Raw genomic sequence first — 15,094 nt, 5'->3', positions numbered from 1 at the left:
TGTAAATATTTGTTTTGCTTTTTGAGAATAATGTCAAAAAGGGTGTTAAGATTTGTCAATAACATTTTTTTAAACCAAAACATAATTTTACAAAAAAGTCTTTCTTGATGTTAAAAATGTCTATGTTAATAAAGATTTAAAAACAATAAACTAAATAAAAATGATGAGAACAACTAAATTAAAATTGCTAGGAGGCATTAGCTTGGTATTTGCATTAATATTGGCTAGTTGCGATAATGATGATGATTCTGTTACTGTAGATTCTACACCGGCATTTCAGACCTTAATACAAGAGATATCGTCTCTGCCAGGGGAGGAATTTGTTTTTGAGGGAATAGTTACAGATCCTGCGGGGATTAAAACTGTAAACTTTAAGTATGAGTCTTGGTTTCTTGATAAAACTATTTTAAAAGATTCCTTGCCTGAAACTTACACCATATCCTATAAATTTAAAGTTCCAGATGATGCAGAGGAGTTTAGTGTGCACACTATTCCGGTAACTATTACAAATGCCGGGAATGTAGAAACGACTCGAGATGTTGTAGTTACTTTAGATAGGGATATTTCTGCTCCAACAATTACTGTAAATAGTCCTGCTAATGGAGCTACAGTTTTAATAGGTGCTGGAAATGAAATAGATTTAAATATTGATTTAGCCGATAGAGAATTGGCTGAATTGCGAATTGAAAGTGATATTTTAAACGAGACAATTCCTGTTTCAGGTGCTTCACATAACTATAGTAATAGCTTAGATGTAGCTAATCCAGGAAATTACGATTTTACGATAACGGCAATAGATGCAGCTGGAAATGAAGCTACAGCTTCTGTGTCAGTAAGTATAGTTACAGATTTACAATTTGGTGCAATGTTTTTAACTGATGAAACTACAGATGCAGCGTTAAATCAAGATATTTTTGGAATACCTTTTACAACCGAGGGAAGTCAGGTATCAGGTGAAGATGGATATGTTTTCACGGGTAGGTATTATTCTACTGTAGCTAACTCAGAGGTTAGGTTTATTCCGCAAGCAGGATCTTTTGAGCCATTTACTTTTGGAGCTAATCCTAACATACCAGGGCAACTGGTTTTAGGACAGGATGTTACGGTAGCACCTATAGTAATTCCTAATGTAGGATATTATGAAATTACTATGGATGTTAGGGATTTAAGTTATACGGTAACACCATATACGCCAACTGATGCAGCTTTTGATCAAGTTTACATTTTAGGTAGAGGAATTTATATAGATGCCACAACTTCTACATGTACAAATAATAACGATGGAAGTACTCAGTGTTGGCATTTTAATTCAGGTAAGCCATTTACTCAAGATGCAAACAATAGTTATTTATGGACTATTGATGTAACGTTGCAAGATCAACCTAATGATAATGGAGCAAATGGTTTCATATTGAATGCTAATACGTCTGGTTGGGCGCCGTTCTGGCGAGTAGATGTTAATGGAGGAGATCCTTCTAAAACTATTCCGGGAGGAGGTAATAACTATGTATTTGATGATAGCGCTTTAAATAAGGATTACACTTTTATCTTCGATACACATTTAAATAGGGTTATAGCAAAAGATAGATAATATAACTAAGGTCTGAGAATGTTTGGTTTTAGAGAAGTCTAACTGAACTTTCTCAGAATTTAGATTTAAATATTAGAAAGAAATAGCAAAATAATACCATTGGTAATGGATTTTGGTAATATTTCTTTTGGATTTTCGCACTAATAAATTTTATAACAACTAAACTTTAAAAAAGCAAATTAAATGAAACAAATAACTTTAATTGCAATCAGTATGTTGTGCTTCAGTTTTACGATAATGGCACAAAGTACTATTGGAGGAACTATTACGGATGATCAGGGTGTGCCATTGCCTGGGGTCAATATCCTTGAAAAAAATACAACCAATGGCTTTGTGTCAGATTTTGATGGAAATTATACCATAACAGTTGGGGGTAACGCTACTTTGGTATTTAGTTATGTAGGTTTTAAAACGCAAGAAGTTGCGGTAAATAATAGAAGCAACATCAATATAATTCTTTTAGAAGATAATGAGCAATTGGATGAAGTAGTTGTAATTGGTTATGGGGCGGTAAAAAGAGATAAAATAGCCACTTCTATATCTTCTGTCAAGGGGGAGGATATAGTGACTCAAGTGGCAAGTAACCCTGCGGAAGCACTACAGGGAAGAGCGTCAGGGGTTCAAGTATTGTCATCTGGAGGAGCTCCAGGAGCATCGCCGACTATTCTTATTCGAGGTGTAGTGACTGGAACCACAAACACTAGTCCGCTTATAGTAATTGATGGAGTAATGCAGCCATCAGGTACTTCTTTAAACTCTGTTAATTCTCAAGATATAGAAAGCGTAGACATATTGAAGGATGCTGCGGCATCAGCTATTTATGGTTCAAGAGCGTCAAATGGGGTGGTTCTTATAACTACAAAGCGAGGTAAAGAAGGTAAAGCAGTAGTAAACTTCGATTTTAATTATGGTGCTCAACAGTGGGAAAAAGTTGAGATGGCAGGAGCGCAGGAGTATATAGACATAATCAATACAAGAAGGGCTAATGATGGAACAGCGCCATTGTATGACCCAAATGATTTTGGAGAAGGAACTGATTGGTGGGATGAAGTAGTGGAGGATTATGCGCCCGTTGTAAATGCTAATATTAGAGCTTCTGGTGGTAGTGAAAATATCAAGTATTCGGCTAGTGCTAGTTTTTTTGACCAGCAATCTAACTATGCCAAAGGATGGTACCAAAGAGTTACCACAAGATTTAATGTGGATTTTAAAATATCAGATAAAGTAACTCTGAAACAAGATATAAGCCCTAGAATAGAACGATGGGAAACCACGCAGGGTCTATTGGATAACGTATTACGAATTGATCCTTTAACACCAGTTTTTATCCCTCAAAGTGAACGTGAAGGGCGTAATGAATTTAGTATACATGGTTTACCTCTTAACTTAGTAACCAATCCTGTGAATGCTCTGGCAAGACATTTTGACGATAACAACTTTTTTGGTATTTTTTCAAATACACAGTTAAACGTTAAAATAACACCAAGCATAACGTTTTCTTCACAGATTGGGGTTAATATGTCATCTAGGACCAGAGAACGATTTGAACCAGAATATTTTTTAGGTCCAAATCGTCAGTTAGAAATAAATAACTACAGGGAAAGAAAGACCACTAATTTTGATTATGTTATAAACAACACCATCACTTTTGAGAAAACTATCAATGAAAAACATTATTTTAATGTTTTAGGCGGTATTTTATACGATTCTAGAAATTGGGAGTATGTTGAAGGTTTTGCGGATGGATTACCCAGTAATACTAACGTAAATTTAAGGCAGTTAAATGCAGCTCAAGGTGAAACGGTAAGGGTAGAGGGTAATGATGCGACTGATAATATTTGGTCTGCTGTATTTAGAACAATCTACAGTTTTGATGGTAAGTATACGCTTAACTCTTCGGTAAGGGTGGATCGAGCTTCCCGTTTTGCAAAAGACAAAAATACAGGAGTGTTCCCAGGAATCTCTTTTGCTTGGGATGTGGATTCAGAAGATTGGTTTAAGAGTAAAGCTATAAACAATCTTCGTTTCAAGATAGGTACTGGAGAGCTTGGAAATCAACAGATAGACAGAAACGGTCAGTTCTCTCTTGTGGGGAGTGGAGATTTTGTATTTGGTGGAGATAGAGTGCCTGCTAATTTCTTAAATCGCTTAGGAAACCCGCTTTTACAATGGGAGACCGTAAGAGATAAAAACGTTGGGGTAGATTTAGGGTTATTCAATAATGCTATTACGCTATCTGCGGAGTACTATGAAAAAACTTCAGAGGATTTATTGTTCGATGTTGAATTACCAAACTATACGGGGGTACCGGGAGTGGTGTCTCAAAATGTAGGTAGTTTTCAGTCTAAAGGATTCGATCTTAACTTAGGTTACAACAAAAATTGGAATGATTTTACCTTAGGGCTTAATTTAACAGTATCGTCCAATGAAAGTAGAGCTATTGAGCTAGCTCCAGGAAATGAAGTGCTTTTGGCACAAAGAAGATCTACTCTAGGGAACAGGGATATAAAAAGAACGGAGTTAGGTGGTATAGTAGGGCAATTTCTAGGTTATGAGACAGATGGGATTTTTCAAAACCAAACAGAGTTGAATTCTCATACTTCTGAAGATGGTACCATTATACAACCTAATGCTCAAGTAGGAGATTTGCGTTTTGTAGATCAAAATGGAGATGGTGAGTTAACTGACGAGGATTTGGTTGGAATAGGAAATCCGTTTCCAGATTTCTTTACGGGGTTAAATATCAACATGAAGTATAAAAGGTTTGATATGTCCATGCAATGGTACGGAACTTTTGGTAATGATGTGTGGAATAGTAATCTAGAATACATATATTCAGGAACACAAAATCTCAATGTGCTTGCTGGTACTAGAGATGTAGTGTGGTCTCCTACGAATACAGGTGCAAGGTTTCCTAGGTTAACTGAATTAGACAGAAACGGGAACTACCAAAACCCATCAGATTTGTTTGTTGAAGATGGATCTTATATAAGATTGCGTAATGTGCAATTAGGGTACAATTTCAAAGTTAAAGGATTTAAGAGGTGTAGGTTATATGTGTCAGGGCAAAACCTTTTAACAATTACAGACTATAGTGGTTTTGATCCTGAAGTTTCAGGGGGAGACCCTAGCCAATTGAGTATTATTGATCGTTATGGGGTGGACTATCGTAGAAACCCAGTGTCTAGAACATATTTATTAGGACTAAATTTAACATTATAAGACTATGAAAAAGATTTTTTTATTATTAGGTATTGTCACAACTCTATTTTTTGCGAGTTGTGATCCGTCGGATTTTTTAGATCAACCGGTACAAGGTCAAGAGGAGTTGGATGATTTCTTTTCAACTGCTGAGAAGGCTGAGGCGTTTATTAACGGTATATACAGAAAGGTAAATGGTGAAAGTTGGTGGCAAGTTAATTTTCAGCGCCAAATTAACGAAATGGCTACGGATGATAACTGGGCAGGTAACACAGCTCAACCACGACCAGATATTACTGGAATAGCGCAATATAATGTATTCGCAGGTTCTAGGTATTTTAATTTTTTATGGGAAAGCCATTATATAGGTATCACAAGGGCTAATATTTCATTAGATCGAATTCCTGGAATAGAAAGTATAGAAGAAGATAAGAAAACCCAGTATATTGGTGAGGCTAGATTTATAAGGGCGTTTTTCTATTTTGATTTGGTGCGTAATTTTGGGGGAGTGCCTATTGTAACCTCCTATGAAGAAATATTAGACCCTTCTATCAATGATAAGGTTCGTGCATCAGTTGAAGAGGTATATGCTGTTATAGAACAGGATTTAGAGGTTGCTATTAACAATTTACCAAGAAAAAGTGAGTATGCGGCAGACGATTTAGGTAGGGCTACCAAAGGTGCTGCCCAAGCGCTATTGGCTAAAGTGTATTTATACCAAGAAAAGTGGGCTCAAGCACAAGCTATGGCTAAAACGGTTATGGATTCAGGAGAGTATGCTTTGGAGGCTGATTTTGCAGACCTATATAGAATTGGCAATGCTCATGGTATAGAATCGATATTTGCAATAGAATTTATTAACAATCCTACGTTTCAAGATATAGGAGGGCAATTCTCTATTACCAATGGTAGTCGTGGTGACCGTGGCTGGGGCTGGGGTTCTCCAACTAGCGATTTGGAAAATGCATTTTTAAGTGAAGGTGATAATATCAGATTAAGGTCTACAATCATTAAACATGGTGAGCCTGTTTTTGGTGATCCAGCTGTAACTGAGTTTGATGGAAAACCCTCTGAAAATAAATCTGGGCGTACAAACAGAAAATATTATACACCAGTTGGGGAAAGACCAGAACCGTATCAAAGAGGGCAGATTCCTGGACAATATATTCACATAAGATTAGCAGATGTTATATTGTTTCATGCTGAGGCTGCGTATTTTAATGGAGACGCCTCATCTGCTAGAAACTCGTTAAAACTTGTGAGAGATCGTGTTGGTTTGAGTACTAATATGTCTTTGTCTGGAGATGCTTTAAGAGATGCAATTTGGAAAGAAAGACGTCTAGAAATGGCCTTGGAGCAACACAGGTTATATGATCTAAGAAGGCAAAAGATAAATGGTGTGCCAAGAATAGCATTAATATTGGGCCCAAATGGTTCCTTTGTGAAGTATAATACTGAAGAGAGTACTGATCCTTTTGAGACTACAAACTTATTAGAATCACAAGATAGTGGAGCGTTATTCGATCCAGATATCCATATGTTGTGGCCTGTTCCTCCTAGAGAAATTCAATTATCCAGAGGTAATATAACGCAGAACCCTGGGTATTAATTTTTTTGTTAAGCTTTTGAAAAAGAGAATGAATGTTGAGATTATATAAGTATGTTTTAGTTTTTACACATGTTGCACTATTTATGGGGTGTACTTCGGATAATGCTACGGATCCTAATGATCCAAAGTTTGAAGTGCCTCAAGATGGTATTAGTTTAAACTTAAACACTACATATCAAGTCATAGATCATTTTGGAGCTTCGGGCGGTTTTCAAGACCAATGGGTTGGAAAATGGCCCGATGCCTCCAGAAATAAAGTAGCTAAATGGTTATTTAGTACAGAAACTAATGCTTTGGGAGATCCCGAGGGTATTGGGTTGTCTTTGTGGCGAACTATCATAGGAGAAGGGTCTGCGGACCAGGTTAATAGTGGCTTTAAAGCTTCGAATTGGTTTCGTGAGATGGAATGTTATTTGGCGCCGGATGGTACTTACGATTGGAATAAGCAAGAAGGACAAAGGTGGTTTATGTCTAAAGCCAAAGAGTATGGTGTGGACAAATTTACAGCATGGACAGGTTCTCCTCCATATTTCATGACTAAAAACGGCTATGTTTTTAGTACAGCAGATGTTCCTACTTTTAATTGTGAACCAGATAAATATGATGATTTTGCTAATTTCTTAGCAGATGTGGTTAAAAAATATGAGGACGACGGTTACAATATTACTACAGTGTGTCCTTTTAATGAAACTCAATACGAGTGGAATGCAACAGTAGGAGAGGCACAACAATCTGGAACAAGAGCAACTAACGGAGAGATGGCAACAGTTACAAGAATTATTGATGGTGTATTTGCACAGAAAGGAGTGAATGCTAAAATTATGATTCCTGAAGCTGCTCAATTAAAGTATTTGTTTGAAGGTAGTACTAACAGAGAAAATCAGGTTAATGATTTTTTTAACACGTCCAGCTCAAACTATATTGGAGATTTGGATAATTTGTCAAAACATATTGCAGGACATAGTTATTTTAGTAATGGTACTACAAGTGAGTCATTAAGGCAACGAAAGTCTCTAAAAACAACTGTGGAGAGCTATGGTTTAGATTATTGGCAAACAGAATATAGTCTTTTGGGTACGGCATACCTCAATGGAAGAGAGGCAAGTGATCTATCGGAAATAGATTACGCTTTGTGGATGAGTAGAATTATTCATACAGATTTAGTTTTTGGTAATGCTACTGGTTGGAGTTTTTGGACGGCACTTAATAGATCCACATTTGGCGATCATCGTTATAGGTTTAATCTTGTGTTGTGGACTCCAAATTCTAATGGGCCCTCTCACACAGATGGAACAGTGTCAGATAATAAATTGCTTTGGGCTTTAGGGAACTTTAGTAGGTTTATTAGGCCTGGTATGGTTAGGTTTGAAATTAATGATCCTGATTATAGTGATAATGCTTCTGTAGAAAATTTTATGATTTCGGGATATAAAGGAGGTGCTTCAAATAAAGATTTGGTTATTGTTTGTATTAATAACACTGATTCAACAAGGCGTATATCTTTTGAAAACTATGGTGTCGATTTTGAAGTTGTGAATGATACTTTTGAGGCCTTCACAACATCATCAGGAACTAACCTAAAGAAGTCAACAATGCAATATGATGGTGTTGACATACCTAGAAAATCCATCGTAACATTAAAAGCTGTGCTTAAATAAAATTAACTGTGAGATATTATTAGTGTTAAGCTCAAGCTTAGTGCTTAATTACTTCCCACTATAATAAATAAATTTAAAAAAAAAGATATGATTAAGATAAGACAAACATTGGTATTCGTTTTAATGGGATTGGTTATGGCTTGTAGTACCAGTAGTCCTACAGATCCTAACGACCCTAAATTTGATGATACAGACGATGGTCCAATTACTGGAGGGTCAGCAGATGCTGATATTACATTAACAGTTGACGCTACAGATGCGGTAGATATTTACCCTGATATTTTTGGGATTAATAATGATTGGCGTCTAGTTTCTGATGAGACTTTTGCAAGCTTTGTTTCTACCTTAGGAGACATAGGAACAACTGTGGTAAGATATCCTGGTGGTTGGGAATCTGAGTTTTATGCTTGGACGAGCAACACAACTCCAGGTTGGGATAAAACACCAACGAATCCTGGAGCTTCAGTTGCAACCTTAAAAGCTAATGTGTCTAACTATAGTATTGTGATCCCTACCACAAATGCCATGAATACAGCGGTTGGGTCCAATCAATACAACAACGCCATAACGCTGTTAAAAGATAGAGCGAAACAGGCTATAGACCTTTCTAGTATTAATTCTGTAGATGGTGGTCTTTTAGAAATTGGTAATGAATGGTGGTTGCAATGGGCTGGTGGAGTAACCAGAGCTCAAAAATTAGATAAATATGTCAATATTGCTATGGAATTGACAGAGTATATAGTTAGCGAATATCCAAACCGTAAGTTTAAGCTGCTTATTAATGGTGATTATACCCAGCCACAGGAATTTACTACTATGAAAAATAAGTTTACCAGAGCATATGATGCTATTGATGGGGTAGGGTTACATACCTACACAGGATATGTTACGGACACACATAACATCGCTGATTTGGAACAGAGAATAAAGGATTGTGCAGATAACTTTAATTCGAACAAGAATTTTAAATATCTCTCAGAGTGGATGCCTTCTAGGGATTATAATGACAGAGCATTATATATGGAAGCAGCTAATATTATTCCAGATATTATCCACATCTATGCTAGATCTGGAGCTCAAGCAGCTGCATACTGGCCACCTATTAATAGTCCAGTGCCTGGTTTGGGTGTAACTAATTGGAATTATTCTAAAATATTTCCTACAGGGCAGATTTTAGGTAATATGGCGGAATCTTACAAGGGTAAGTCGTTAAAAACCACATCAAATAAATTTCATTTAGCTGCAGCCTTGCAAGATGATAGTACTATGGTGCTATACATAACAGGAGGTAAGGAGAGCGGTAAGAAAGTGGCTGTGAAAGTAAATGGTTTTACCTTAAGTTCTATACAAAGCGTTGAGCGTTACATACCAGCTGATTATAATGATACTGCAAAATCAGAGCCCTACCTTACAGAATCAGCATCTGCTGAAATCAGTTCTGATAATGCCATAGTAGTAGATGTTAATAAACAAGGTTTGTACCAGATTTATAAAATTATAGTAAAAGGTAACTAAAACAACAAAAGTATTATTGTCCATATATTAAATTTTGTCATCTATTTTTTGTTCTAGTAATATATCTAATTTTGCTTAACAATAATAGTATTATTGATTATTATGTAATTGGTGTGAGAACAAAAAATGTTAAAATATAATTTAAAAAATATAATACATGTACTGATTCTGATTGCATGTACTTTTACAAATAGTCTAAACGCGCAATCTGCTAAGATTAGTATTGATAGTGAGAACGTGTTTCAAACTATGGAAGGCTTTGGTGCATCAGATGCATGGAGATGTCAATTTATTGGAAAATATTGGCCAGTCGAAAAAAAAGAAAAAATAGCTGAATTGTTATTCAGTAATGATTTGGATTCCAAAGGAAATCCAAAAGGTATTGGCTTATCTATGTGGCGATTTTATATAGGTGCAGGCACATCTGAACAGGGAATAAATTCCGATATAAAAAATGAATGGAGACGAGCAGAATCATTTATCGATGCTAATGGAAATTATGACTGGAGCAAACATGAAGGACAGCAGTGGTTTTTGCAAAAAGCCAAATCTTATGGAGTGGAAAAGTTTTTGGCTTTTTCGATTTCAGCACCAGTATACTGGACAAAAAACGGAAAAGGTTACAATGATGATTTAATCAGTGGGAAGCTAAATCTAAGAGATGATAAATATGATGATTATGCCGAGTTTATGGTTGAAATATTAAAACATTTTGATTCCAAAGGTATATCTTTCAATTATTTAAGTCCCATAAATGAACCTCAATGGGAATGGGAGAAAAAAACGCAAGAGGGCACTCCTGCTACTAATGATGATATGTTAAGATTAGTGAAACTTATTGACAAACAGATAGATAAAAATAAATTGGGTACAGAAATTGTTTTAGGGGAGGCAGCAGATTTACGTTGGCTATATTCTTCATATAACAAGCCTAATAGAGGTAATCAAATCAAGTATTTTTTTCATGACGAAACATCGGTTAAACACCTAAAGCATGTAAAACCTACGATTTCAGGTCACAGTTATTTCACGACTTGGCCTGTTGATAGTTTGATTCAAATAAGACAAAAGCTTTTTAAAGCACTGAAAAAGGATGATATTGATTATTGGCAAAGTGAATTTTGTATTCTTGAAAATACTGATGACATAGGTAGTGGGAATAAAAGAGATTTGGGTATTGATACTGCACTTTATGTAGCTAGGGTAATACATGCCGACTTAACCATAGCAAACGCTTCATCATGGCAATGGTGGACAGCGTTGACAAATGCCGATTACAAAGACGGTTTAATTTATCTTGATTCTGGAGAATCATCCGATTTGTTCAATTTAGATAAAATGAAAAAAGATGGCAATTACCATGAATCTAGACTTTTATGGGCTTTTGGAAATTATTCCAGATTTATTAAACCCGGTATGGTTAGGGTAGGTATCAAAGTAGAAGAGAATGATATGCCAATAGAAAAGCAATATGAAAATCTTATGTATTCTGCTTATATGGACAAGACATCATCAAAAGTAGTAATTGTTGCCTTGAATTACAGTGATGAAAACAAAACTATTGATGTTTCAAATTGTAAGATTAACGGTGTTTACACTACATCGGCTGATAATAATTTAGCCCACAAAAAAATAACCAACAACACAATAATATTAAAAGCAAAATCTATCAATACATTGACGGGTAGTGTTTTGTAAACGTATAAAAATATATGAATTTTTTCAGAATAAATTTAGTTAAGTTAGAGTTAGTTTTATTTTTTGGTCTTTGCTTTATGGTCACTTTTTTTAGTGGCTGTAAAGCCAAGGATCTGTCCCAAAAAGAAGATCTTAAACAAAAAAAACCGAATATAGTTTTTATTCTAGCTGACGATCTTGGAGCTCATGATCTTGGTTATTCAGGAAGTAAGTACTACGAAACACCAAAGATTGATGAGATTGCAAATACGGGGATTCAGTTTACTCAAGGTTATGCGGCATGTCAGGTATGTAGCCCCTCAAGGGCTAGTTTAATGACAGGTCAAGATGCGGCACGTCATGGTATCACAGACTGGATTGGTGCAGAGACTGGTAGTACTTGGGCGAAAAATAATAACACTAAGCTTATGCCTCCAGAGTATGAATATAACTTGAAGGAGGAGAGTGTTACAATAGCAGAAGCACTGAAGCAAAATGGTTACAAAACGTTTTTTGCAGGTAAATGGCATTTAGGAGATGAACCATACATGCCAGAAACAAACGGATTTGACATAAACAAAGGAGGTTGGGAAGTTGGTAGTCCTAAAGGAGGCTATTACGCACCTTGGAAAAACCCTAAATTAGACTATAAGTATGAAGGAGAGAATTTAACCAAACGTTTGGCATTAGAAACTGCAGATTTTATCACTGCGAATAAAGATGAGCCTTTCTTTGCATTCCTATCATTTTATGCAGTTCATGGACCTATAGAGACTACAGAAGAGAAATGGAGTAAATATAGAAATAAGGCAGAGGCACAAGGTATTCCAGAATCAGGTTTTACAATGGAAGCTAGGTTGCCTATAAGGACAGTACAAGACAATCCAATTTATGCAGGTTTGATAGAATCTATGGATGATGCAGTTGGAGTAGTTTTGGATAGGTTAAAAGAGCTTGGTCTTGAAGAAAATACCATAGTAATATTTACCTCTGACAATGGTGGAGTAGCTAGTGGCGATGCATTTTCTACTACGAATTACCCTTTGAGAGGGGGAAAAGGTTATCAATGGGAGGGTGGTATTAGAGAGCCATACCTTATTAAAGCACCTATGTTAAAAAGTGCACTAAAGAAAGTAGATTATCCTGTTTCTGGAATCGATTTTTATCCAACACTCTTAGACTTGGCTGGAATAGATCAAGACCCTAGTCACGTTATCGATGGCATAAGTTTGGTTCCTCTTTTAAGAGGCAAATCATTAGATACCAGAGCTTTATTTTGGCACTATCCGCATTATGGAAATCAAGGAGGAGATCCAGTAAGTATCGTGAGAAAAGGAAACTACAAACTTATTCACTATTGGGAAGATGGGCATGATGAGTTGTATGATCTATCAGCTGACCTAGGAGAGGAAAACGATATTTCGAAAATAAACGAAACAATTGCTAAAAGTTTAAGGGCTGAATTGGATAATTATTTGGTTAGTGTTAATGCCAAAATTCCAGGCATTTATACTGATTATGATCTTATCAAAGCTGAGACAAAGGAAAATAATAGAAAGGTCAAGATGTTACAGCGTCTAGAAAAACAGCGCAAAGACTTTTTAAGTAAAGATTTTAAGCCTAATGAGGATTGGTATAACAGTAGCTTATCAACTAAGGATTAGGAGATTAATATTAACATAAACAAACAAAACCAAACTAAATAATGTCTAAACCAAAATTTAATTTTACCTACCTTCTCTTTTTAGCGCTTGTTTCAGCAATGGGTGGTTTTCTATTCGGGTATGATTGGGTAGTAATTGGAGGGGCAAAGCCTTTCTATGAGCTTTTTTTTAACATAAGTTCAGAGCCAACATTACAAGGTTGGGCTATGAGTAGTGCTTTAATAGGTTGCATCTTTGGAGCAGTTGTTTCTGGATTTGTTGCTGATAAGTTCGGAAGAAAACAACCTCTAATACTTGCTGCTGCTTTATTCATAATTTCGGCGTTTGGTACGGGATATGTCAATGAATTTACGCCTTTTATAATTTACAGGCTTATTGGTGGTTTAGGTATTGGATTAGCTTCTACCTTATCTCCTATGTACATTGCAGAAATTGCACCAGCAAAATATAGAGGCCAATTTGTGGCAATCAACCAGTTAACACTTGTTATAGGGATTTTAGCAGCGCAAATAGCTAACTTTTTTATCGCTGAATCTATACCGAAAGATTTTTCGCCAGAAATGATTTTAAATTCTTGGAACGGTCAAACTGGTTGGCGTTGGATGTTTTGGGCAGAATTGATTCCAGCTGTTCTATTTTTTATTTTGATGTTTGTTGTACCCAAGAGTCCTAGGTTTTTAGTGAAAATTGCTCAGCCTGAAATGGCTAAAAGTATACTTTCAAAAATTGGTGGCAAAGCTTATGCTGAGGAGGAATTAAGTAATATTAAGTTGACTTTAAAAGAGAGTAGCACATCAAAAATCAATTTTTCGGATTTTAAAAATCCAAAAATTAAACCAATTTTAGTTATAGGAATTGTTTTAGCAATATTTCAACAATGGTGTGGCATCAATGTCATTTTTAATTACGCCCAAGAGATTTTTACTGCGGCTGGTTACAGTGTTGGTGATATGCTATTCAATATTGTGATAACTGGAAGTGTGAATTTAATATTTACACTAGTAGCGATGAGAACTGTAGATAGTTGGGGGCGTAGAAAATTAATGCTTTTTGGGTCTATTGGATTGGGTATAGTATATCTGATTTTAGGAGGGGCTTTTTATTTTCAATTTACCGGCTGGCCTGTATTATTGATGGTAATTACAGCTATTGCTATTTACTCAATGTCTTTAGCGCCTATTACATGGGTAGTACTTTCAGAAATATTTCCAAATAAAATTCGAGGTGTTGCCATGTCTATTGCAACCTTTTCACTGTGGGTAGCTTCGTTTGTACTAACCTTTACATTCCCAATTTTGAAAGATGCCTTGGAAGCTTCAGGAACATTTTGGGTTTATAGTTTCATTTGTATAGTAGGGTTTCTATTCATAAGAATAAAATTACCTGAGACAAAAGGAAAGACTTTGGAGGAAATAGAACAGGAATTAACAAAAGAGAAGTAAACACTAATAGATAATGTCAATTTTCAAAAAACATATCGCTCTAGGATTTTTTTTATTGATGGCTTTAAATAACGCCTGTGCTCAGCCTGAAGAAAACATGGCGTCTAATTATTTAGATTCTTTAAAACAAGAATTGAAAGTAAAATGGCCCAAAAACCGTACAATAAATTTAGTGTTTCATGGGCACTCAGTTCCTACTGGGTATACCACAGGAGGGGTGTTAGATAGACTCAACTCTTATCCATATAAAACCTTAAAAAAAGTAAATGATTTTTACCCTTATTCAGTAGTAAATACTATTACTACGTCAATTGGGGGAGAACAAGCCGAACAAGGCGCCAAACGCTTCAAGGAAGAAGTCTTGACTTACAAGCCAGATGTATTGTTTATAGATTATGGTTTAAATGACAGAAGTATTGGTTTAGAGCGTGCAAAAATAGCTTGGGAACAAATGATAACTGAGGCACTAGCGTATGGTACTAAAGTAATACTCTTAACACCAACACCAGATTTAAAAGAAGACATTACATCAGAAGATACTCCTCTAGCTAAGCACAGTAAGCAGATTAGAGCATTAGCTAAAAAATATAATGTTGGTTTGGTTGATAGTTATGCATTATTTCAAGCTTTAGCAGAAATACAGCCACTAAAAGGGTATATGTCGCAGAACAATCATATAAATCAAAAAGGACATCAGTTTGTTGCTGATGCCATTTTTGAATATTTCAAAATATAAT

At 35.7% G+C, this 15,094-nt stretch carries 9 protein-coding genes; all 9 read left to right on the top strand.

The annotated features are described in order from the left end of the window. The first annotated feature begins 160 nt into the window (after positions 1 to 160). The 9 genes from JS605_RS08305 (at position 161) to JS605_RS08265 (ending at position 15,093) form a co-directional block, all read left to right on the top strand. Positions 161 to 1,591 carry a hypothetical protein gene (locus JS605_RS08305; RefSeq protein ID WP_203257232.1) on the top strand — a complete coding sequence of 477 codons (1,431 nt, stop codon included), beginning with the start codon at positions 161 to 163 and terminating at the stop codon, positions 1,589 to 1,591. 183 nt (positions 1,592 to 1,774) lie between these two features. Further along, on the top strand, positions 1,775 to 4,813 hold the full coding sequence (locus JS605_RS08300) for a SusC/RagA family TonB-linked outer membrane protein (protein ID WP_203257231.1): 3,039 nt from the start codon (positions 1,775 to 1,777) through the stop codon (positions 4,811 to 4,813). 4 nt (positions 4,814 to 4,817) lie between these two features. Next, positions 4,818 to 6,401, top strand: a complete 1,584-nt coding sequence (locus tag JS605_RS08295; RefSeq protein ID WP_203257230.1) for a RagB/SusD family nutrient uptake outer membrane protein — start codon at positions 4,818 to 4,820, stop codon at positions 6,399 to 6,401. A gap of 32 nt (positions 6,402 to 6,433) precedes the next feature. Further along, positions 6,434 to 8,059 (top strand): glycoside hydrolase, encoded by a 1,626-nt coding sequence (locus tag JS605_RS08290; RefSeq protein WP_203257229.1) that lies wholly within the window; start codon positions 6,434 to 6,436, stop codon positions 8,057 to 8,059. A gap of 87 nt (positions 8,060 to 8,146) precedes the next feature. Beyond that, positions 8,147 to 9,574 (top strand): hypothetical protein, encoded by a 1,428-nt coding sequence (locus JS605_RS08285; protein WP_203257228.1) that lies wholly within the window; start codon positions 8,147 to 8,149, stop codon positions 9,572 to 9,574. Between the two features lie 126 nt (positions 9,575 to 9,700). Then, positions 9,701 to 11,272 (top strand): glycoside hydrolase, encoded by a 1,572-nt coding sequence (locus JS605_RS08280; protein ID WP_203257227.1) that lies wholly within the window; start codon positions 9,701 to 9,703, stop codon positions 11,270 to 11,272. A gap of 77 nt (positions 11,273 to 11,349) precedes the next feature. After that, a complete protein-coding gene (locus JS605_RS08275; protein WP_203257226.1) occupies positions 11,350 to 12,915 on the top strand; it encodes a sulfatase in 1,566 nt (521 codons plus the stop codon). 41 nt (positions 12,916 to 12,956) lie between these two features. Then, on the top strand, positions 12,957 to 14,357 hold the full coding sequence (locus tag JS605_RS08270) for a sugar porter family MFS transporter (protein ID WP_203257225.1): 1,401 nt from the start codon (positions 12,957 to 12,959) through the stop codon (positions 14,355 to 14,357). Positions 14,358 to 14,370: 13 nt separating this feature from the next. After that, positions 14,371 to 15,093 (top strand): SGNH/GDSL hydrolase family protein, encoded by a 723-nt coding sequence (locus JS605_RS08265; protein WP_203257224.1) that lies wholly within the window; start codon positions 14,371 to 14,373, stop codon positions 15,091 to 15,093. The last annotated feature ends 1 nt before the right edge of the window (position 15,094 follow it).

Origin of the sequence: Hyunsoonleella ulvae, assembly GCF_016827605.1 — a bacterium.
GTDB lineage: Bacteria > Bacteroidota > Bacteroidia > Flavobacteriales > Flavobacteriaceae > Jejuia > Jejuia ulvae.
The sequence above is the reverse complement of the archived record's forward strand: the minus strand, read 5'-3'. Positions and strand labels throughout refer to the sequence as shown.